24 protein-coding genes are annotated in these 18,454 nt (G+C 50.9%); 12 read left to right on the forward strand and 12 right to left on the reverse strand.

What is annotated here, in order from left to right:
- Positions 1–86: 86 nt before the first annotated feature.
- Entirely contained in the window at positions 87–833 is a 747-nt protein-coding gene (locus tag ABCO64_RS02140) for a DUF128 domain-containing protein (RefSeq protein ID WP_256472439.1), read from the reverse strand.
- Between the two features lie 91 nt (positions 834–924).
- On the opposite strand from ABCO64_RS02140, the gene ABCO64_RS02145 reads away from it, so the two are divergent.
- Both ABCO64_RS02145 and ABCO64_RS02150 read left to right on the forward strand, forming a co-directional pair.
- Positions 925–1,860 carry a hypothetical protein gene (locus ABCO64_RS02145; protein ID WP_253455541.1) on the forward strand — a complete coding sequence of 312 codons (936 nt, stop codon included), beginning with the start codon at positions 925–927 and terminating at the stop codon, positions 1,858–1,860.
- 11 nt (positions 1,861–1,871) lie between these two features.
- Positions 1,872–3,197, forward strand: a complete 1,326-nt coding sequence (locus ABCO64_RS02150) for an FAD-dependent oxidoreductase (protein WP_253455545.1) — start codon at positions 1,872–1,874, stop codon at positions 3,195–3,197.
- 28 nt (positions 3,198–3,225) lie between these two features.
- On the opposite strand, the gene ABCO64_RS02155 is transcribed toward ABCO64_RS02150, so the two are convergent.
- The 4 genes from ABCO64_RS02155 to ABCO64_RS02170 all read right to left on the reverse strand — a co-directional run bounded on the left by ABCO64_RS02155 (position 3,226) and on the right by ABCO64_RS02170 (position 5,550).
- Positions 3,226–4,407 (reverse strand): deoxyguanosinetriphosphate triphosphohydrolase family protein, encoded by a 1,182-nt coding sequence (locus tag ABCO64_RS02155; RefSeq protein ID WP_343089191.1) that lies wholly within the window; start codon positions 4,405–4,407, stop codon positions 3,226–3,228.
- Positions 4,408–4,487: 80 nt separating this feature from the next.
- Positions 4,488–4,694, reverse strand: a complete 207-nt coding sequence (locus ABCO64_RS02160) for a hypothetical protein (RefSeq protein WP_253455551.1) — start codon at positions 4,692–4,694, stop codon at positions 4,488–4,490.
- A complete protein-coding gene (locus tag ABCO64_RS02165; protein ID WP_253455554.1) occupies positions 4,672–5,148 on the reverse strand; it encodes a PIN domain-containing protein in 477 nt (158 codons plus the stop codon). The genes ABCO64_RS02160 and ABCO64_RS02165 overlap by 23 nt, the downstream gene beginning before the upstream one ends.
- Positions 5,149–5,415: 267 nt before the next feature.
- On the reverse strand, positions 5,416–5,550 hold the full coding sequence (locus ABCO64_RS02170; protein ID WP_343089192.1) for a hypothetical protein: 135 nt from the start codon (positions 5,548–5,550) through the stop codon (positions 5,416–5,418).
- A 436-nt stretch (positions 5,551–5,986) separates the two neighbouring features.
- On the opposite strand from ABCO64_RS02170, the gene ABCO64_RS02175 reads away from it, so the two are divergent.
- Positions 5,987–6,499 carry a HEAT repeat domain-containing protein gene (locus ABCO64_RS02175; protein WP_253455557.1) on the forward strand — a complete coding sequence of 171 codons (513 nt, stop codon included), beginning with the start codon at positions 5,987–5,989 and terminating at the stop codon, positions 6,497–6,499.
- A 157-nt stretch (positions 6,500–6,656) separates the two neighbouring features.
- Here ABCO64_RS02175 and ABCO64_RS02180 read toward each other — a convergent pair whose 3' ends face one another.
- Together ABCO64_RS02180 and ABCO64_RS02185 are read right to left on the reverse strand one after the other, a co-directional pair.
- Positions 6,657–6,944: a DUF1894 domain-containing protein gene (locus ABCO64_RS02180; RefSeq protein ID WP_253455560.1), complete on the reverse strand. Its 288-nt coding sequence runs from the start codon at positions 6,942–6,944 to the stop codon at positions 6,657–6,659.
- A 122-nt stretch (positions 6,945–7,066) separates the two neighbouring features.
- Positions 7,067–7,600, reverse strand: coding sequence for a DUF1890 domain-containing protein (locus ABCO64_RS02185; protein WP_253455563.1), 534 nt, complete (start codon positions 7,598–7,600; stop codon positions 7,067–7,069).
- A gap of 151 nt (positions 7,601–7,751) precedes the next feature.
- On the opposite strand from ABCO64_RS02185, the gene ABCO64_RS02190 reads away from it, so the two are divergent.
- The 4 genes from ABCO64_RS02190 (at position 7,752) to ABCO64_RS02205 (ending at position 10,768) form a co-directional block, all read left to right on the forward strand.
- A complete protein-coding gene (locus ABCO64_RS02190; RefSeq protein WP_253455566.1) occupies positions 7,752–7,940 on the forward strand; it encodes a ubiquitin family protein in 189 nt (62 codons plus the stop codon).
- Positions 7,941–7,997: 57 nt separating this feature from the next.
- Complete coding sequence (locus tag ABCO64_RS02195; RefSeq protein ID WP_253455568.1) at positions 7,998–8,942, forward strand: TIGR00269 family protein; 945 nt, start codon at positions 7,998–8,000, stop codon at positions 8,940–8,942.
- Positions 8,943–9,048: 106 nt separating this feature from the next.
- Positions 9,049–9,774 carry a HesA/MoeB/ThiF family protein gene (locus tag ABCO64_RS02200; protein WP_253455571.1) on the forward strand — a complete coding sequence of 242 codons (726 nt, stop codon included), beginning with the start codon at positions 9,049–9,051 and terminating at the stop codon, positions 9,772–9,774.
- A 133-nt stretch (positions 9,775–9,907) separates the two neighbouring features.
- Positions 9,908–10,768 carry a methanogenesis marker 8 protein gene (locus ABCO64_RS02205; protein ID WP_253455574.1) on the forward strand — a complete coding sequence of 287 codons (861 nt, stop codon included), beginning with the start codon at positions 9,908–9,910 and terminating at the stop codon, positions 10,766–10,768.
- Positions 10,769–10,789: 21 nt separating this feature from the next.
- On the opposite strand, the gene ABCO64_RS02210 is transcribed toward ABCO64_RS02205, so the two are convergent.
- A complete protein-coding gene (locus ABCO64_RS02210; RefSeq protein ID WP_253455577.1) occupies positions 10,790–11,410 on the reverse strand; it encodes a DUF5591 domain-containing protein in 621 nt (206 codons plus the stop codon).
- Between the two features lie 571 nt (positions 11,411–11,981).
- Here ABCO64_RS02210 and ABCO64_RS02215 point away from each other — a divergent pair.
- Positions 11,982–12,317 carry a hypothetical protein gene (locus tag ABCO64_RS02215; protein WP_253455580.1) on the forward strand — a complete coding sequence of 112 codons (336 nt, stop codon included), beginning with the start codon at positions 11,982–11,984 and terminating at the stop codon, positions 12,315–12,317.
- Positions 12,318–12,442: 125 nt separating this feature from the next.
- On the opposite strand, the gene ABCO64_RS11040 is transcribed toward ABCO64_RS02215, so the two are convergent.
- Positions 12,443–12,586 (reverse strand): DUF4177 domain-containing protein, encoded by a 144-nt coding sequence (locus tag ABCO64_RS11040; protein ID WP_367227093.1) that lies wholly within the window; start codon positions 12,584–12,586, stop codon positions 12,443–12,445.
- 348 nt (positions 12,587–12,934) lie between these two features.
- On the opposite strand from ABCO64_RS11040, the gene ABCO64_RS02220 reads away from it, so the two are divergent.
- On the forward strand, positions 12,935–14,125 hold the full coding sequence (locus tag ABCO64_RS02220; RefSeq protein WP_253455582.1) for a helix-turn-helix domain-containing protein: 1,191 nt from the start codon (positions 12,935–12,937) through the stop codon (positions 14,123–14,125).
- A 10-nt stretch (positions 14,126–14,135) separates the two neighbouring features.
- Positions 14,136–14,669: a PIN domain-containing protein gene (locus ABCO64_RS02225; RefSeq protein ID WP_253455605.1), complete on the forward strand. Its 534-nt coding sequence runs from the start codon at positions 14,136–14,138 to the stop codon at positions 14,667–14,669.
- 204 nt (positions 14,670–14,873) lie between these two features.
- On the opposite strand, the gene ABCO64_RS02230 is transcribed toward ABCO64_RS02225, so the two are convergent.
- From ABCO64_RS02230 to larE, 3 genes are all read right to left on the reverse strand, one after another.
- Positions 14,874–15,710 carry a hypothetical protein gene (locus tag ABCO64_RS02230; RefSeq protein ID WP_253455608.1) on the reverse strand — a complete coding sequence of 279 codons (837 nt, stop codon included), beginning with the start codon at positions 15,708–15,710 and terminating at the stop codon, positions 14,874–14,876.
- Positions 15,711–15,792: 82 nt separating this feature from the next.
- Complete coding sequence (locus ABCO64_RS02235; RefSeq protein WP_253455611.1) at positions 15,793–16,626, reverse strand: ATP-binding protein; 834 nt, start codon at positions 16,624–16,626, stop codon at positions 15,793–15,795.
- Positions 16,627–16,728: 102 nt separating this feature from the next.
- Positions 16,729–17,511: an ATP-dependent sacrificial sulfur transferase LarE gene (larE, locus tag ABCO64_RS02240; protein ID WP_253455614.1), complete on the reverse strand. Its 783-nt coding sequence runs from the start codon at positions 17,509–17,511 to the stop codon at positions 16,729–16,731.
- Between the two features lie 188 nt (positions 17,512–17,699).
- On the opposite strand from larE, the gene ABCO64_RS02245 reads away from it, so the two are divergent.
- A complete protein-coding gene (locus tag ABCO64_RS02245) occupies positions 17,700–17,978 on the forward strand; it encodes a ubiquitin-like small modifier protein 1 (RefSeq protein WP_253455616.1) in 279 nt (92 codons plus the stop codon).
- Positions 17,979–17,983: 5 nt separating this feature from the next.
- The gene (locus ABCO64_RS02250; RefSeq protein ID WP_253455619.1) at positions 17,984–18,388 is read left to right on the forward strand and encodes a molybdenum cofactor biosynthesis protein MoaE; all 405 of its coding nucleotides are present in this window, start codon (positions 17,984–17,986) and stop codon (positions 18,386–18,388) included.
- The last annotated feature ends 66 nt before the right edge of the window (positions 18,389–18,454 follow it).

Consider the following 18,454-nt stretch of genomic DNA (forward strand, 5'->3'; position numbering starts at 1 on the left):
ACGACCCTGAATTTCATCCCATCAAATCAGGAGGGGTGTTGTTTTGATGGCCTCAGTGTAGAGAGAGAAAAACCATGAAAATAAGTTTAGAAGCTTTTTATTGAATCCATCAGCCTGCAATCCATAAGCCCTTTTATTGCCAGGGTCGTGACAGGATGGCCATCTTCCTTCATGGCAGCAAAGGGATTTGTTCCCCCGACTGCGACCACACCCATATACTGCGGGCTGACAGATACGCCAAGGAGTGAGGCATTTGGCATACCAACCTCAAGTATACCTGAGAAGTGGCTGCTTGCGCATTCATCGAGGATTTCGGCAAGGAGGGGTTCAGCCTCCATATGGCACTCCCTGATATTCCCAAGTATATGGCCGTTTCCCTCCCGCATCACCCGGTTCACCGAGGTCAGATCCTGGGATGCCATCACCTGGAGCGGGTCGAAGGTGGTGGCTTCATAGAGGATGATATGTGTAAACCTGTTGGGAATATTTGCCTCCACCTCAATGAGACCTCCCCCGATTGCGTTTGTGGCAATGCCCCTCCTGAGCAGGATGCCGTCAAGGGTGATGCTGCAGAGGGTGCAGATCCCAAGTTTTCCTTCCGGGATACCAACACCATCCAGAGTCTCGCCAGCTTCAATGAACCTGACCATGTCGCCGACCATGATTCCGGCAGAAACCACGTTCTTCAGGGTTGAGATGGCATATTCCCGCTCATGTTCCGGGATGATAAAGAGATTATAGACAACATTTCCCTCGTTTTCGACAGGATTGTAGGTTACCTGCATAGAGTATTCGACAATATGATTATGGATAAATTTGAGAGGCAGATCCATTACCTATACCTCGAGGGGTTTCAATAAAACCCTTCGCCTGCTCTTCAGGCTGAATCGAAATATTGTTCTGTTCAAGGGCACCTGTATGGGTATGGATGATTCAGTGAAGAGTCGTGCCCTGATTGAGATCCGCCGGATCCTTGAAATTGCAGGGTATGATATCGAAGAAGAAGGGGATCCCTTCGATCTCTCTGCTTTTTTTGGTGATGATTGTATTCTGATTCTTGTCTCAGATGACCAGGCATGTGCGCGGACATTTGATAAGAAGCAATATAACCTTGAGGAAAACGGGGAGAAGATACCATGCAGAAAACTGATCGTTACCATGAATGAGCAGATCAGGCCTGCTGACTCCGCACTCTGGACATTTGATGACCTCAGGCAGCTGGCTGGTGAGGCGGCAATAGCCCGTATCACCGAAAAGCCACTGTTAATCCAGTGGGAGACGACCAGGGGCAATCAGCGTGAAATCCAGAAACCAACCCAGACACCGGGGCAGATAACCTCCCTTCCTGTCCGTGTGAGCATGCAGGAGGCGATACGGATCTCCGGGGAGAAGGGGAAAACCAGCCTCAGGCTGATACCGCACTGGGCATACCGGTATAGCTGTTCGGGAGATGCTGCATATAAAGGAAAGCAGATCAGTTTTGATGCTGAAGGTGCCGGCGTGATCAGCGCCATTAACGGACTTCCACAGGATGTCAACCCGGATGAGGCAAAGGAGAGCGAGATCCCAACAGATTCCGAGCTTGTAAGGCCATCCATCACCGCGAATGAAGCCGAAGAAAAGATCATCTCTGCATTGATTGCCACGCTCTCAAAGCGGGTAAGGATTAAAACTGAGAGCGGAGATGCGATCTTTTCTGAAGAGAAGACCTTCAAACCCTCCCGGGAACAGATCGAAAGGGTATTCTGGCTCATGTATGTCCCCATCTGGCAGATCCGCGGCAGGCAGATTGTCGAGGTGAACGCATACACCGGCGAGATACTCTCTGAACCGATGGATGAGGGAGTAGAGCTCCTGTAAGCGGTGAGTGTATGCTGCTTGTGCTTGGTGGAGGGCCAGCCGGACGGCTGGCAGCAATCAGGGCTGCTGAAGCTGGTGTGGAGGTTACGCTGGTTGAGAAGCGGAGCCTTGGCGGCCAGTGTCTCCATGACGGGTGCATGCAGGTCTGCGGGTTGAATGATATCGCCAGGATCCTGGATGCGGCAGGATTGGCAGAGAGGGCTGGCATTACCCGTGGCAGGCTGGAGATTGATTTTCCCGGACTTATCAGGGAAATATCAGCGATACAGCAGACTATTGCCTCCATTCTCGATGATGAGACACGGAGTGCCGGTGTTGAGGTCATCTATGGCGCAGCCGGTGAGATCAGGGAAGGGAAACCATATATCGATGGCAGGGCAGCAGATGCAGAAAAGGTTATTGTCGCGACAGGATCGCGACCAAATATTCCAGACATTGAAGGGATTACACGTCCGGGCGTCTTCACACCACATACCCTGAAAGAGATCCCAGGGCTGCCGGAGCGGATCGGGATCATCGGCGGAGGTGTGATGGCAGCAGAGTTTGCCTATATCTTCTCCAAAATGGGAGCGGAAACCCATCTCTTCAGCCGGAGCAGGTTTCTTCACCAGATCCCCCCACGCCTTGCAAAAGAGGCAGCAAAAGATCTGGCTTCTGTTATCATCCATGAAGATGCGAACGTTTCTGCATGCCTTGGAGAGGAGAGGGTTACCGGGGTACGGCTGGATGGCACAACCCTTGACCTCGACTGCATCCTGATCGCAGCCGGACTCCTGCCAGACAGCGGCATGGTTACCGGTGTCAGGAAAGGCGAACATAATGAGATCCTGGTGAACAGCAGGTTTGAGACGAGTGTACCCGGCATCTATGCCTGCGGTGACGTGATTGGAGAGCCATGCCTCACCCCGGTTGCCCGTCTCCAGGGTGTAGCTGCAGCAGATGCCGCTCTTGGCAGGGATAGTGCAGCTGATCTCACCTGCCTGCCGCGTTCGATGAGTCTTGGGTATGAATATACCTGGATGGATGCTGATGATGACGAAGGTGTATCCCTCACGCTCCCCGGCCCTGCCGGACCAGGTACATTCTGGTCTGTACCGGAGAGGAGAACCGGTATTGCGTCTTTGACAATCAACGAGGAGAGCGGCAGAGTCCTTGGGTTTGCCGAAGCTTCCCCGGCTGCCGGTGTTATGGGTATGTATCTTGGATACCTGGCAAAGAAGGGGGAGAGCGTTTGTGATCTGAGGGAGATCTTTGAAGTGCATCCAACCGCAGACGGGATGTATACGGCGATCAGGTATAGCGATTATCTCCTGAAAAAGAAGAGAGAAAAACCCTGAAAGCCTAAAAATATCCTAATGATAGGATTCAACAATTTTTTGGCAGTACAAGTGACGAGTAGAGCCGGTTAAAGTACCGATCCGTCATGCCTGCAATAAAGTCCCGTACAGCACCCGCAGGAGAAATTGTGTTCTTGTACTCCTGCGAGAGCCAGGGAGTATCGAGGAAATCCAAAAATATCTTAGATTGCCTGCGATCTTTTTCCAAATCCTCTTTCAGGACATTGAAGACCAGGTCAAACATCCTCTCTATGATCTGGTCCTGGGAGCGCGTCTTTTGGTTCTCATAAATCTCTTCGTAATTAAACCTTTTCAGGCGGTTTAAGGCAACACCCACCTCATCTGAGAAACCTATCCTGCATATGCCGTCTGTTCTGCTTGATGTCATCAGGTCAAGGGTGAGGTGGTTGATAATCTCCCGCTCATCATCACCGAGGACAGACCGTATGTCTGCGGGAAGATCAGAAAAACCGGCTATCAGGCCAACTTCAGCTGCATCCCTGAGATCGCGGGCGATATAGGCGATGGTATCGGCAAACCGGACGACACACCCTTCCGGTGTGGCAGGGATCACCGCTTCTCCGGCGGCAGCTCTCTTCAGGCGCTCATGAAAGGCTGCAAACCCGTCTTTTTCCGGTATTGGATCAGGAGTCAGCTCTGTTGCATTTGATTCTCCGTCATGGCAGAGGATTCCGTCAAGCACCTGGAGGGTGAGGTCAAGATTTTCAATCTCATCCAGGAAACGGACACCCTGGACATTGTGCCGAAATGATCCGATTCTCTCGTTTTGACAGATCCGGGAGAGGCACTTCTCTCCAAAATGGCCAAAGGGAATATGGCCGATATCATGGCCAAGCGCAATCGCTTCAAGGAGATCCTCGTTCAGGCAAAGGGATCTCCCGACTGTGCGGGATATCTTTGAGACGAGCTGAACATGGAGGACGCGATGGGTGATATGATCATTTTCGACAAGAGAGAATACCTGTGTCTTGTCGATGTAGCGTGCGTATGCCCGCGAATGGAGAATACGATCTGCGTCACGGGAGTACGGCGACCGGATATCTTCCTTTTTCCGATCATATCTCCGGATTGCATCGCCTGAACGTGTGGCATTTTCTGCAAAGAGGGCTTCCCGTTTCAAAAGATAGTCACGTGTCCGTTCAAGGAGATCGCCTGGTGGGATCATGGGTGTGAAGAGTGTTGTCCTCACGGATAATCAGGATGCCGGAAGGGGATAAAATGGTGGGGTATTGTATGAGGTGTTTCGTTTTCAGGAGAGGGGGGGGCGAATCACCCCTCACGTTGCTTTCGGAGTTCCATAATACCCGCTACAACAGAATCAAAATCTTTTTCAAGCCACTGTTTGCGATCTCGTGTATAGTCTCCGCTGCCATGGGAATAACTCTGGATAAAGCGGATAGTATCTACAGGGCCAAGGTGTTTTATCAGCACTTCAAAACCCTTGATCCTGACTTCATTGAGTGTTTTTGTTTCCATTTGATTCCACCTCCATGAGCCATTGTACTGGATTGTTTACAATAGTAGAGAGTATATCTTTGTGCTTCTTAATACCTCTGACGAGCATGTCATCGGTTGTAAGAAATATGGCATTGCAACTTTCAGCAGATGCAATATGCAAAGCATCGAATGTATCAATACCCAAATTATGAATAAATCGGGCACGAGCAATAATATCTGTATTAATCGGTATTCTCTCGCTAGAATATTGAAGAATATTTTCAACCGATTTTTTTCTTTCTGCATCTATCATTTGGGCGATCTCATATTCTACAACCTCACTGCTAACGAAAACCCAATTAACCATACACTGGCTGATTATTGCAATTATCGCTTCGGTCTCTATTCTGATCCGGTGTGACTCCTGATCATCAAAAGGTCGGCATAAACAGCACACATCAAAATATACCTTCATGAACTCATCCAGTGCCACTATTAACCCACATCCACTTAAAACCAGTGTTTATTCGAATATAGCCATTCTATCAAGTCGATGCGGGAAAGTATGTTGTTTACCTGGGATCCAGAGACTACAATCAAGCAGGAAGAAAATTTATGACTCTTCTCCAAAATTCTGATTGCCAGGTTTTCCTGAATTCTTCGGAACGTGGGAAAAGATCCTGAGTAGAGATCCTGATGCAGCAACCGGATAATTGGGAGTTGAGTGAAGCAGTTGCGGCGCGGGTATCGGGGGGCGGGGTCAATCGATGAGGATCAGGCGGACAGAGGTGATAAGCCCTTGCTCGAAAGAGCAATCCGTCAGGACGATTCGTAGAATCGGGGCATATCTCCTCTGGCTGCCCCCGGAGTATTCCCGCCCCTCCCGCGCCAGCATCTGCGTTCAGCCAGTACAACCTCTCTTGCGAAGCATTTGCGGACGGGAACGCGGGCGGTGGGGGCTTCTGACACGCAAATATCAGAGCCCTTATCCAACGTAACCCCATGCCTATCTCTGACTCTTCTACTACCAATAAGCTTAAGGACAGAAGATGAAGTAAATTTATGAATGTCAGAATATATTATGAATTTTACTAATTACATTGGTCAGACAATAGCGAATTGAGACTATTCATGTATTATTATGACCTTTGGATAGTAATGACCTTCAGAAATATGGAGAAGAACCCGTAAAGTGCAACCCGGAAAGAGGGTGCAATTCAAGTGAAACTAATGGAGCGGGAAGAAGACATGAGCAGATACTTTTACCTCTGATCAGGGTGAGTACCACCGAAAGGAGGCGATGACGTCTGGACATCAGGGAAGAAGACGAAATGGAGGTGCTCCAGAGGAAGGTGCTCAGGGATGGCAAGAGTGTGAATATTCTGGTTGAACAACTCACCCATGTCAGCATCCCGTACCGGGTGAAGGCGGCAACCGAACTTGGAAAGATTCACCATCCACTTGCGGTATCTGCGCTTATCCGATCCCTCTCTGATCCGGAGGGCGATGTGGTCTTTGTCGTGATCAGGTCACTTGGTGCCATTGGGGATCCGGATGCGGTCGAGCCCCTGATCAGCTGTCTTGATGGTGCAGACCGCTGGATCCGGCGGGGGGTGGCTTCTGCGCTCGGGGAGATCCATGACCCTCGCGCTATTCCCACACTCTCACGCCTGCTTGGAGATGAGCGGGCAGAGGTCCGGGCAGCGGCTGCAGAGGCGCTTGGGAAGATCGGCGATCCTGCTGTTGCTGAACTGATCCGTCCCCTGCTTGAGGATGAAAAAGATATTGTCCAGGATGCCGCATGGGAGGCGCTCCGGGTGCTCTCGGAGCGGACAGAAGGATAAGAGCAGCAATGGAAGTGCTATTAGCGCTACAGGCCTCAATGCGGGGCGGTTTGCAGCAGCAGGAGAGTCAGAACAGGAGAAGAGTCAGAGATGGAGGAGAAAACGCGATCAGAACAGGGGGTTCTGACCTGTTCTCTCGAGAGAGCAATATAATAACTTACGGTTTCCGTCTTGCATTCTCCCTGACATATGCAACCCCTTCCTCATCCCGCACCCGAAGAAGATAGGTGCCAAAACATGGCTTTGTATAGGGGAGTATAACAGTATCTTCACCCTCAATAGCAAGTGCAATCGGGGGGACTCCGATCATCCGCTTTTCAAAGAGGAGAAATCCTGGATCAACGAAGTAAATCTCGCTGAAGTGCTTCTCGATATATGCCCTGCATTCTTTGAATGAGGTATATTCAAGTATTACCTCATATCCAAGGTTCTGTACGCATCCCATCCTGCATCACCAGAAAATTGTGAGAGAGCAATTGGCGGGTTCAGGCAGCCTGCTTCCAAACACTACAAATGATTGCTGATTTTGAAATAGACGACATTTCTTTAGAAAATCTATCCTCAATATCATGTCACCCACCCCATCAGCTGGTCCAGTCTTCTCCTGATTTTGTTTGGGTTATGGACTGCCGGGTCCATCACGAGATCACATGGTATTTCCAGATCTGTGGTGAGTTCTTCGGCATTCCTGCCAAAGACAAGCACAACCATGCGTCCCTGAAAGAGAAAGCGGATCGTCTGTGTATAGGATACGCCCGCATCACTGTGGACGAAGGAAAAAACCAGATCCGGTATTCTTTGTTCTGCAGATACTTCTTCAATACATCGTTCAAGCTCAACAAGCTCCCGGATGTACACCTTCTTGGGATCCGAGACCTTGAGAAGGTGCAATACTGCAGGATTCCCGGCAATGGTCAGGTTCCAGCCGTCGTCATTGAGCCGGTCAGCAAGATAGAGGGCCAGTGCCTGCTGTACCGGGACTTCCGGACAGCCAAGAACGATGAGTGCGTCTTTTGGTTCCTCGTCCTGGATCTGCAATCCGGAGACCTTCCCCTGACTGAGCATGATAGCTGATGGTCTGCCTGCGATACCTGATGACATAGGTCAGGTACATGCCTTGGTGCTTCTTGGGGATAAACAATACTGATCCCGGTCATTGCCAGGGGGCAGGTGGGAAGAGGCCGGGAGAGGTGTTCCCCTGAATCAGGAAGTTTATGACGCTGTATGATCCAGATTAGTATACGCTATGCAGGTGATTCTTCCAGACAGGAGTAGCCATACCCTCCCACCAGACCCGGTTCAAATCACTGAACTGCTCCGAATGTATGGATGCAACCCGACAACCGTGATCGTTATCAGGAATGGAACAGTTGTGCCGGAAGATGTCATGGCAGAAGGAGATGATCTCATCAGGATCGTTGCTGTCTCACATGGAGGATGAGTACATACCTGCTGGTCATTGAATTAGTTTTCTGGATGGTAGAAAATGGAAGAGCAGATGGTACAACAGCCTGGTGAGCAGGATGAGGGATGCTCCATATGCACAAAACCAGCTGTTGCCAGGCTCACCTCCCCTGACCGCCTGCTCTGTGCAGACCACTTCAGAATGGATTGTGAAGAGCGGGTGAAGTCAGCGATCATGACCATGATAACTCCCGGAGACCGGATTGCTGTTGGTCTCTCCGGCGGCAAAGACAGCACCGCTCTTCTGTTGATCCTGACTGAGATTCTGGATCCACCAGGAGACGTCTCCCTCACCGCCATCACCATTGATGAGGGTATTGACGGATACCGCGAGGAGACGAGAGCTGCTGCAACGAACCTGACCCGGCAGCTTGGGATCGACCAGATCGAAATATCGTTCTCCGAACTGTATGGACATGATCTTGATGCAATGCTTGCCGGCCGGGAAAACGAAGCCTGCACTGTCTGCGGCGTGCTCCGGAGGCGTGCACTGCTTGAAGGAGCACGCAGGGCGGGGGCAACAAAGATAGCAACCGGCCATAACCTTGATGACGAGAGCCAGTCAGTCCTGATGAATGTCCTGAGAGGGGATCTTCCCCGGCTCGTGATGGATACCGCTTCCGGATACCCGGACTGCTTCATTCCGAGGATAAAACCGCTCTCCCCCCTCTCGGAGAAAGAGATTGTCATCTACCTGATGGTCAGGGGAGCGTTTCCGGATCTGCCTGAATGCCCGTATGCCCATACCGCACTCCGGGGTGAGGTCCGGGAGATGATTGCCGAGCTGGAGCTGCACCATCCCGGAACAAAGATGAACCTTATCGCAGCACGTGACGGAGTACGGGAACTATTTGGGGGAGACTGTGCCACAGATGCGTTACCGGGGAGTGGTAGTGTGACCTGGTGCCGGCGCTGCGGTGAGGTCTGTAGCGGGGATATCTGTTCTGTCTGCCGGGTGCTGAGCGGGCTGGATACGTAATTTGAAGGAACAGGATGCTTTTTTTATGGGCAAAGACATCTGGTTGAGATATGAAGAAAAGAGAGATAAGAGAAGAGAGCGATTGGAGTACTACAGGGGATAATACGTGCTGTCTGAAGACGAACAGGAACGATACATCCGCCAGATCATGATGATTGGCGAAGACGGCCAGGAGAGACTGAAGCAGGCAACCATCTTCATAGCGGGAGCTGGAGGTCTTGGATCACCCATCGGGCTCTACCTTGCGGCTGCCGGTGTGGGCAGACTGATTCTTGCAGATTATGATACCGTTGATCTCTCGAACCTGAACCGCCAGGTACTTCATGGAACTGCCGATCTCGGGAGGAGAAAGGTTGATTCTGCCCGCCGGAAACTTGAGGCAATCAATCCTGAGATAACAATCGAGACCGAGTCTGTCACAATTGATGATAACAACCTGCCGGAGTTAGTCGGTGATGCTGATGGTATTGTTGATGCGATGGATAACTTCGGAACACGATATCTCTTGAACAGAGCGGCGCTCCAAAAGGAGATCCCGTTCTTCCATGGAGGCATAAACGGATTCTCAGGCCAGGCAACAACGATAGTGCCGGGAACGACAGCCTGCCTCAGGTGCATCTTCCCCCATCCCCCGCCACAGGAGACGTTCCCGGTGCTTGGAACAACTGCCGGGTTCATCGGTGTGGTGCAGGCAAACGAGGTTCTCAGGTATCTCCTCGGCAGAGGTGAGCTCCTCACAAACCGGCTGCTCCTCTGGGATGGCGAACGGGCGAAAGTGGATGAGATAGCAGTTGAACAGAACCCATCCTGTTCGGACTGCGGACGCAGGTGAGACAGAAGAGGTGGGGGTGTTGTCATGCAGATGACACCCTGGAGCAGGGATGGGTCAGCCGGCATAGAGATTGTATAATAGAGAGTGACTGATTACCAGGATAACAAGAGGATAACAAGAGGAGAAAGGAGCTATGAAAGAGAGAAGAGATGAACATATTATCGAGGCGATTGGCAGGGCACGTATTGTGATCAGGGATGGTGAAGTCATCACGGTCAGCAAGCCACTGATCCGCGACTGCCCGCTTGCGAAGCGGTTTGCATATCCGATCCCGGAGATGACAGAAGAGCATATTGCCACAAACATTGCCCACCGGATACAGGCATTCGGGATGTGCACCCCGGACCGGCAGGTCGAGGATGACCGGGAATTTGTCGGGTTCGGTGCTTCCGAGATGATCAGTTTCGGGATGAAAGCCGGCATGCTGGATGCGGCAGTTCTTGCCTGTGATGGTGCAGGAACGGTCATTGCGACACGGCCATCAATGGTACAGGGAATTGGTGGGCGGATGTCGGGGCTTGTCTCCACCACACCATACCAGTCGGTGATTGATCGGATAGAGGCTGGCGGAGGTATCGTCATCTATCCTGAGACTGCAACAATTGATCAGGTTGGAGGCGCTGCCCGTGCGTTTGCAGAAGGGTTTACCGGAATCGCAGTCACGGTGGCACTGCCGCAGGACGCAGAAGCCATACGGGGGCTGTATCCGAATGTGCTGATCATTGGTGTCCATACAACCGGGCTCACCTGGGAGGAGGCAGAAGCGCTCGTGGACGCATCTGATCTTGTGACAGCCTGTGCGTCAGGGCCAGTCCGGCAGCTTGCCGGTGAGAGAGCGCTTTTGCAGGCCGGGATATCGGTCCCGGTCTTTGCAATGACAGAGAAAGGAAAAGAACTGATCATCGAAAAGATCCGGCAGTCTGGTGAACAGGTCCTGATCAAACAAGCAAAGCTCCCGGCAACCGGGGGAAATATGCCGGAACCGCTGGTGTAGAGGGCTGGTTTACTCTTTTTTTTAGTGTTTGTTTCTGAACAGAACCAGCTCTTCACAGAGCTCCCCAAGATATTCGTCCATTGAGAGTGAACCTTCCTGGAAGGCACAATCCCCCTGCTCAACGATCAGGTTGATGACATCTGTTGTCGGGAGGATGAGATCAATTTTGACACCCGCCTGCTCTGCCCCCCTGATGAATGCCTCCCGGAAGATCCCAAGGCAGTAGGCGATCCGGTACCGGTAGAGATGGCGGGTCTTCTCCAGGTACCCTGCGACCCGGTCGGTCTCGATCCTGAGAAAGTCATCAAGGACCTGCTGGTCATTGCATTTGCCGAGCATGTACTTGTAATGGGCATAGGGGTACATCTCCTCAAGCTCTGACGGCACAATCCCGCAGGTTCCAAAGACAACGATATGATACTGATCTTCAGAGAAGACCTGTGAGATGATCATTTTGATGAGCTGGTGGCTTGGGCTTGTGCTGTAGGGCTTCCGCATGGCACAGGGAATGAATATACCGATATCCTTTGGCTCGACAGCATACTCATTGATGATGTACCGGTGGGACTCCTCAAATTCTCGCAGGTAGAAGGGGGGGTCGGTGAGGAGGGGCTTTTCGTTTGGGTTTATTGTGCCGCCCATGGTTGTCTGATAGATGTTGGTGGTGACGGGGGATGAAGGGTGTGGATGAGTCTATAGCAGATCAGGGGGAGAGGTGAAGAGACGGGGTGTCACGATAGGCGGCTTCTGGCTGTTCCTCTGAAGAGATGGAGAAATTTTATCACTTTTAAGGTATTCAATAACACAAAGTTCGATCATTTGACGAGAATGTTTATTACACGTTCCAATCAATCATACAGTATCGGGATCCGCTGTGTGAGAGAGGAACACCCATTATTTCAGCGTTTGCTTCCTGGGGCTTCAATAAACGAGTGAAGAAAACAAAGCAGGCGATGTGGTGTTGCCCATAAAATGAATTTTTTTCTTTGGAGTTGTGTTCCATGAAACAGAAAACAAAAGTTGGTTTGCTCATAACCTCGTGCTTTTTCGTATTGCTTTTTCTTGCCATTATCCTCATACGTCATTATGAAGGCGCAATTCATGGGATTTCAGAGGGCGTGTTCATATTTGGAGTCACACTGGGAATGGCGTATGCATATGTCCTATCTCGCATAGATTCACACTTTACAAAACGGGGAGAGGGGGAAGCGTTATGAATAGTACAGGTAGAGAGTGGATGATCGTCATTATTCTGCTATGCTGTATCGTTTTCAGCAATGGAATAGTGTATGCTACCGGTCATCTGGTTGAAGAGAATGAGATCGGATTGTCACATACCCTGCTTTCGGTGACAGAAACAGAACAAGCCACACAAATTGCTTCAGATACGCACATTCAGGGCGATACAGTGGCCTATAGCGGATCTAAAAGTGTTTTTAGCGCTTTTTACCACCCTGTTCTTCTGGCAGGCACCATGCTTGGAGTTGTGCTCTTGTTTGTCGTCATATACTATCGCAAATGGAAGTGGAGAGAGGGAGAAAACAGATAAAACTGGTAATTGATCTCTTCTGCGTCACCCCCTGCCACGCCTGCAACAGGTGTAGCCCTGGAGGCTGGCAGATTATAACACATCAACTATTCGGACTATCATCTTCTGCTTCAGCCTGAAGGCCATCAATTGAGCGGTCTTTTGAAATAATGATAGATCCATACGACATCAACAAGTTCCCATCCCTGCTGACCATATTCATTTAAAATTTTTGTTGTTCGTTCCCCCATCCCAACAATTGCCACACATAGATACTCATACTTTTGCATTATCCGGTCACTCCTGGTTCTGTTGCTCTGTTTCTATCGTGAAACAGGATTCCCTGCTCATACTATCCTTCTACAGGAATGCTCATAAATATTGGTTTTTTTCCTGCCTCTGAATCTCTTCTCTAAACATATGAGACAGGAGAGCTTGTTTCCCACCTCTGCTGGCAATCATCAAACTGTCTCCCGGTATAGGTATGATGCTATTTTGTTTGGAGGTCCCAGAGGATCAGGGATCATAGGTGGCAAATAGAGATGTATAGGTATAGTATCGCCGGAGCAGGCTGGTTTACAATAACCACAATTATTAAAAATTTGTAAACCAAACACACACCAGAGACGGTGATTGAGGTGGTTTCAAAGAATATAATCGGGGAGCGGATCAAAGCCGCCCGGAAGATGGCGGGTTTATCACAGCAGGTTCTGGCCGACCAGGTTAACATATCAAAAATGATGATCTCCAAGTACGAAAACGGTCTGGCGATTCCGGGATCGGGGATGTTGCTTGCGCTTGGAAAGGTACTTGGTGTGAGGGTAGAGTACTTTTTAAGGCCAGTATCAGGTACACTGCAATTACCCAGATACCGGCGGAGGAAAGCCCTCCCGAAGAGAGAAGAAGCAATGATCCTCGCCCGCACCCAGGACTGGCTTGAGCGGTACCTGACAATCGAGCGGATTCTTGGAGAAGAGCAATACCTCGATCTACCGGGTCAGGATGACTGCAGGATCAGGTCACCGGATGATATTGAGGATCTGGCTCTAAAGATCAGAAAAGACTGGTCACTTGGCCTTGAACCCATCATGAATGTGATCGATCTCCTTGAGCAGCATGGGATCAGGGTTTTTGTAGTTGCTGCATCTGAGAAGTTTGATGCCCTGACCCTCTGGTATAACGAACACCCGATCATTGTTGTGAATAAAAATATGACCTGGGGCAGGCAGCGGTTCAGTCTCGCTCATGAACTTGGTCATCTCCTGTTGAAGATAGAGCCTGAGTTTATAACGGCCATCGGGATGGATTCCTGGCTCACTCCTGGAAAAAATACTATTCAGGACAGTGGAGTGTGGAGCGTTGCAGAAGCGGGGGTACGATCCGAGGAAATTCCTGAAAAAGTCTCTGAATTCGCAGCAAAACGCTTTGCTGCTGCGTTTCTTGTGCCATGTGATTCTGTTGTCAATGAACTGGGCTCAAAACGAACACGACTTGAGTTCCGTGAGCTCCGGCTCCTGAAACTGAAGTACGGGTTGAGTATGGCAGCATGGGTATACCGGGCAAAGGATTGCGGTATCATCAATAAAGATGCAACAGCACGCCATTGTATAGAACTGAATGCCCGTGGATGGCGAAAGAAAGAACCAGGAGAGAAGCCGCCAGAGTTTCCCACACGAATGAAGCTCCTCCTCCTTCATGCCCTGAGCGAAAAGATGATCACAGAATCACGCTACCTGGAGCTGGCTGATAACGATGAGTTGGTGGAGAATGACGCAGATCCGGTCTCTTCCACTCAGGTGAACCATGGGATGGAGGAGACGTGTGGGTAGAGAGATCAGCATGAATGAAGCACCAGATAAAGGTGACAAGAAAGAGATCACCTGTATTCTCGATGCATCGGTCATGCTGGATCTCATTGTAGGGGAGATAGAGAGCTGCCTTCTCTCCTGTCCGTGTATGTTCATCACTTCGGATATCATCGCCGATGAGGAGATCAACCGATCATATACCCGCACTCAGTTACAAGAACTTGGAATCAGTATCAATGAGCTTGAACCAGATGAATTAATCAGGATTATGGAAATCATGGAGAGACACCCTGAACTCTCTCCCAAAGACCTCTCTGCCTATCTCTTTTCGGTCAAGTATGGCGGAATCCTGATATCAGGTGATGGAGCCCTAAGAACGTTTGCTGAAGCTCACCAAATCACCTGCCATGGAACGCTCTGGCTTCTCGATCATCTGGTGAACAGAAGACTGCTCGTTCCTCCTGAAGGAGCCAATGCTCTAAAGAGAATGTTAAAGGGAAAGCGCTGGCTCCCAAGGGCAGAGTGCGAAATGAGAATACAGGTGTGGAGAAGAAGACTCAGGTAGTGGATTCGTCAATGAGAGGGGGCGTATTTTGCCGTTCTATGACGGTTGGCACACCAATCATTCATTTACCTGATGCTCTGCTCCCCTGATCAGAACAATATGTTCCAGCCTCCTGATACACCAGCTCTATTCATTGGAGCAGAACCCGGAAAGCGTTGGAGCTAATACCCGGAAAAAACCAGTTCAGAGATTAAACCCGATATTTCAGAACAATGTAGTCCCCTTCAGCCGGATATACATCCCATACACCCCAAGACCGACCAGGCATGCCCATGGCACAAGCAGCATAGCCATGATCCCGCTGCCTCCTGTTGTAAATGCCAGAATGAGTAGAGAAAGACAGAGCAGTCCGGCCGCCTGAACCCGTCCTTTATCAAGGGGATCTCCGGTTTTGTCACCAGGAGATCGAACCTGTCCGGGCCTCGTTATAACGGAGAGGAAGAGAAGGGGTGCAAGGAGAAGAAGCCAGGATAGGGGAGATGAGCCGGGTAAAATCATATGAGGAAGATCTCCATAGAGAAGAAGACCGATCATTCCAGAAAATCCAATGGCAGCAAACCAGCATTGGCGGGGATTTGGATCTTTTGACCTCCAGTCAATGAGAAAAGCCAGCACAGCTGCTGGTCCAGCCACCCAGAACCCCCCCTGGAAGAGCCAGCCGCCCAGCAGGAGAAGGGCTGCTGAGTCAAGCACCCCGGCTGGCTGGCCGGTTGTCCGGTTTATTATCCTGAGAAGCAGCAGCAGGAAGAGAGCGACAAGAAGTCCTGGCTGCGGGATGAAGGCGAAAAGGCAGATGCAGATCAGGGGAGGCAGAAACGCAGCATACTCAGAGTCCGGATCAAGCTCCCTTGCAATTGCCCATGCAAGAAATACTGCAAGAGCCCACGACGTTCCCGACAGGATCCCGCCTGCGAAGTCAGCACCCAGGTATAGGGAGAGGCCAAGCCCTCCGGCAAAAACAAGGAGCGTCAGGATGGTGATCGCATTGTTCGTCGGGTACGAGGGATCAAGGGGACGGGCAATGGTTGTCAGCTGCTGCATGGGTATAGACCAGTCAGGGAATGGTCAGCCATCTGGAGCGTTCGGAAACACTTTTGCCAGACAGCTGTCCAAAGAGCGGTACTTACCGCAACCCCCCCTCTATTGTGATCGTCTTCTCTTCAATCGGCATATCCACTCCTGCCTCCTCAAGTGCCCGTTCAACAACATACCGCAGGCCGCTGCAGCAGGGAACCTCCATATGAACCACCAGAATCGAACGGAGCCTGTGATAGGTGAGGATCTCAGTCATGGTCTGAATATACCCTTCAATATCCGAATCAAGTTTCGGGCAGAAGATCAGAAGGACACGATCTTTCAGAAAGTCCGCATGGAAGTTTCCGTATGCAAACGGGACGCAGTCCGCAGAGATGAGGAGATCCGCATCATCAAAACAGGGGGCAGCCGGATTGAGAAGGCGGAGCTGGACAGGCCACTGCCGCAGCTCTGAAGCGCCGCTGCCCATCCCGGCATCCCCGGCAGTATCCCCTGCCCTGCTGATGGGTCCCCCGCTGCTGCCGGGGCAGTCAGGGTGGGTGCAGGCATCACCCTGCGGCCCACGTTCCTGGTAGGGTACAGGTATATCATGTTCCTGGAGGTAGGCAACCGCCTGTTCATAGAGATCCAGCTGGCCATGTGAGTCAAGATGTTCAAGATGGGCACGGATCACCGCATCGCCTTTCCGGACGATACCACGCATCACCTCCCATTCGTCATAGGGCTCTGCCTCGCGTTCGATGATGGATATGGCACCCTCCGGACAGGTACCGATACAGGCGCCAAGTCCGTCGCAGAAGATATCACTGATCAGCCTTGCTTTTCCCTCAATGATCTGGATTGCACCTTCCGGGCAGTCGGGGATGCATTCACCGCAGCCGGTGCAGAGCTCGTCATTAATACTGATAATCTGTCGTTTCATGGGTTTTACCTCTGATATTTGAATTATTGTGGCAGTGGTTCACAGAAGAGATCCCGCAGACCATCCATAAGACACGTTCAGACACCATAACGTATAGTACAACTATTTACCCCCATCCATACTCCCGCTCCGAAACCCTTCGAGATCGAGGGTGACATAGCAGAATCCAAGTTCTCTGACAATCTTCACGATCTCCTGCCTTCTGGCAAGGACAATTGGAAATTCATCAGGATGTACCTCAATTCTGGCACTATCCCCATGAGCACGGAGGCGGCACTGCGAAACGCCGAACTTCCTGAGAACCGCCTCACCAGCTTCAGCCCCAAGCAATGTCTCAGGCAGAACCCGATTCCAATAGGGGATCCGGGTGGCAAGACAGGCATCTGAGGGTTTGTTCCAGAATGAATAGCCACAATTTCGTGCCAGCTCCCGGACACCGTTCTTATCGATTCCGGCTTCAATGAAGGGATGGATAATCCCTTCTGCATCGGCGACAGCAAGGCCCGGCCTGTATTCACCACGATCCGAGAGATTTGCACCATCCGCAACGACCGCACCCTCAGCAAGCTCTTTGAGGATGCGTGATGAGGCCTGTTTGCAGAGTGCGCAGCGATCAAATGGGTTCTCGCAGAACTGTTTGTCTTCAAGGATTGGAAACGGCACTATCTCCAGATCAATACCGATCTCTTCTGCAATCAGAAGAGCATCAGCATATGCATGCCGGGAGAGGAGAGGTGAGTCAAGGAGGGCGAACCTGGCCATCCCCGGGATCGTCCGGGCAGCAATCGCAGCAAGAACCGAGCTATCCACACCGCCTGAGAATGAGATGATGAGGGGAGCTTTTGCTCTCAGCACTGCCTGTAGTTTCTGTATTTGATCATTCATCCTCAACCCGGCCACCCTGCCAGAGCCCTCCCCGGTAATCAGGAAGAGAGGATTCCCTCGGTCCAGACCGGTACACCTGGAAAATTGTTAAGGTATCAGACGATAAATATCTTCGCTATCGGCCCAGTATTCCCCGGTTATTCTGGCTGAATCGTATCGTTGGTTGAGAGAAACAAAGAGAGAAAGCAATGAAGATCAGAGTGCAGTCATTTGCCCGGTTTCGGGAGATATTTGGATCAGAACAGATCAGGGAGATGGAGGAAGGCGCAACACTTGCAGCACTCCTTCTGGAGATGGCAGCAGAGAACCATGCTGCTCGCGCTGCCCTCTTTGATGAGAACGGAACCGTGCGACGGTACATCATCCTGATGCTGAATAAAAAACGCATTGACAGGGAAGAACTGGAGAAAACCACCCTCTCGGATGGGGACGAGCTGGCACTCTATCCACCGGTTGCCGGAGGCTGAATACTATGGTTGTGACAGTCACGCACGAAGACTTTGCTATCAACAGGCTGATTGAGGAGAGAAAAAACCCTGAGATGGGCGCAATGGTCTCCTTCATCGGGGTTGTCAGGGATGACGGGATTGAGCGGATCGAGCTTGAGGCACACCAGGAGGTTGCTGTCGAGGAGCTTGAGGTGATCCGTGATGAGGCGTTTGCGAAGTTTCCGATCAAGTCCGTTGATATCATCCACCGGATCGGAGATCTGAATGTCGGCGACAACATCGTCCTGATCCTGGTCGGGGCAGGCCACCGGCGGGAAGCCTTTGAAGGATGCGAATACATCATAGAGCGGCTGAAGGAGCGGGTTCCGATCTGGAAGAAGGAGTATACAAAAGAGGGAGAACGCTGGGTTCCGGGCAAAGGTGAATGAGGTTGGTATTATGAATACATAATATATGCAACTGAATAAAAAATGTATTCATAATGCCCTTCATAG

Source organism: Methanocalculus natronophilus, assembly GCF_038751955.1.
Taxonomy (GTDB): Archaea; Halobacteriota; Methanomicrobia; order Methanomicrobiales; family Methanocorpusculaceae; genus Methanocalculus; species Methanocalculus natronophilus.

Bases quoted from the DNA above. Each gene is read 5' to 3' on its own strand.
- ABCO64_RS02235 (WP_253455611.1), bottom strand. From the start codon at position 16,626: ATGAAACGACAGATTATCAGTATTAATGACGAGCTCTGCACCGGCTGC.
- ABCO64_RS02170 (WP_343089192.1), bottom strand. From the start codon at position 5,550: ATGCTGGCGCGGGAGGGGCGGGAATACTCCGGGGGCAGCCAGAGGAGA.
- ABCO64_RS02150 (WP_253455545.1), top strand. From the start codon at position 1,872: ATGCTGCTTGTGCTTGGTGGAGGGCCAGCCGGACGGCTGGCAGCAATC.
- ABCO64_RS02210 (WP_253455577.1), bottom strand. From the start codon at position 11,410: ATGGGCGGCACAATAAACCCAAACGAAAAGCCCCTCCTCACCGACCCC.
- ABCO64_RS02245 (WP_253455616.1), top strand. From the start codon at position 17,700: ATGAAGATCAGAGTGCAGTCATTTGCCCGGTTTCGGGAGATATTTGGA.
- ABCO64_RS02230 (WP_253455608.1), bottom strand. From the start codon at position 15,710: ATGCAGCAGCTGACAACCATTGCCCGTCCCCTTGATCCCTCGTACCCG.
- ABCO64_RS02205 (WP_253455574.1), top strand. From the start codon at position 9,908: ATGAAAGAGAGAAGAGATGAACATATTATCGAGGCGATTGGCAGGGCA.
- ABCO64_RS11040 (WP_367227093.1), bottom strand. From the start codon at position 12,586: ATGCAAAAGTATGAGTATCTATGTGTGGCAATTGTTGGGATGGGGGAA.
- ABCO64_RS02140 (WP_256472439.1), bottom strand. From the start codon at position 833: ATGGATCTGCCTCTCAAATTTATCCATAATCATATTGTCGAATACTCT.
- ABCO64_RS02175 (WP_253455557.1), top strand. From the start codon at position 5,987: ATGGAGGTGCTCCAGAGGAAGGTGCTCAGGGATGGCAAGAGTGTGAAT.
- ABCO64_RS02250 (WP_253455619.1), top strand. From the start codon at position 17,984: ATGGTTGTGACAGTCACGCACGAAGACTTTGCTATCAACAGGCTGATT.
- ABCO64_RS02145 (WP_253455541.1), top strand. From the start codon at position 925: ATGGATGATTCAGTGAAGAGTCGTGCCCTGATTGAGATCCGCCGGATC.
- ABCO64_RS02195 (WP_253455568.1), top strand. From the start codon at position 7,998: ATGGTACAACAGCCTGGTGAGCAGGATGAGGGATGCTCCATATGCACA.
- ABCO64_RS02225 (WP_253455605.1), top strand. From the start codon at position 14,136: ATGAATGAAGCACCAGATAAAGGTGACAAGAAAGAGATCACCTGTATT.
- larE (WP_253455614.1), bottom strand. From the start codon at position 17,511: ATGAATGATCAAATACAGAAACTACAGGCAGTGCTGAGAGCAAAAGCT.
- ABCO64_RS02160 (WP_253455551.1), bottom strand. From the start codon at position 4,694: ATGGAAACAAAAACACTCAATGAAGTCAGGATCAAGGGTTTTGAAGTG.
- ABCO64_RS02215 (WP_253455580.1), top strand. From the start codon at position 11,982: ATGAATAGTACAGGTAGAGAGTGGATGATCGTCATTATTCTGCTATGC.
- ABCO64_RS02185 (WP_253455563.1), bottom strand. From the start codon at position 7,600: ATGTCATCAGGTATCGCAGGCAGACCATCAGCTATCATGCTCAGTCAG.
- ABCO64_RS02180 (WP_253455560.1), bottom strand. From the start codon at position 6,944: ATGGGATGCGTACAGAACCTTGGATATGAGGTAATACTTGAATATACC.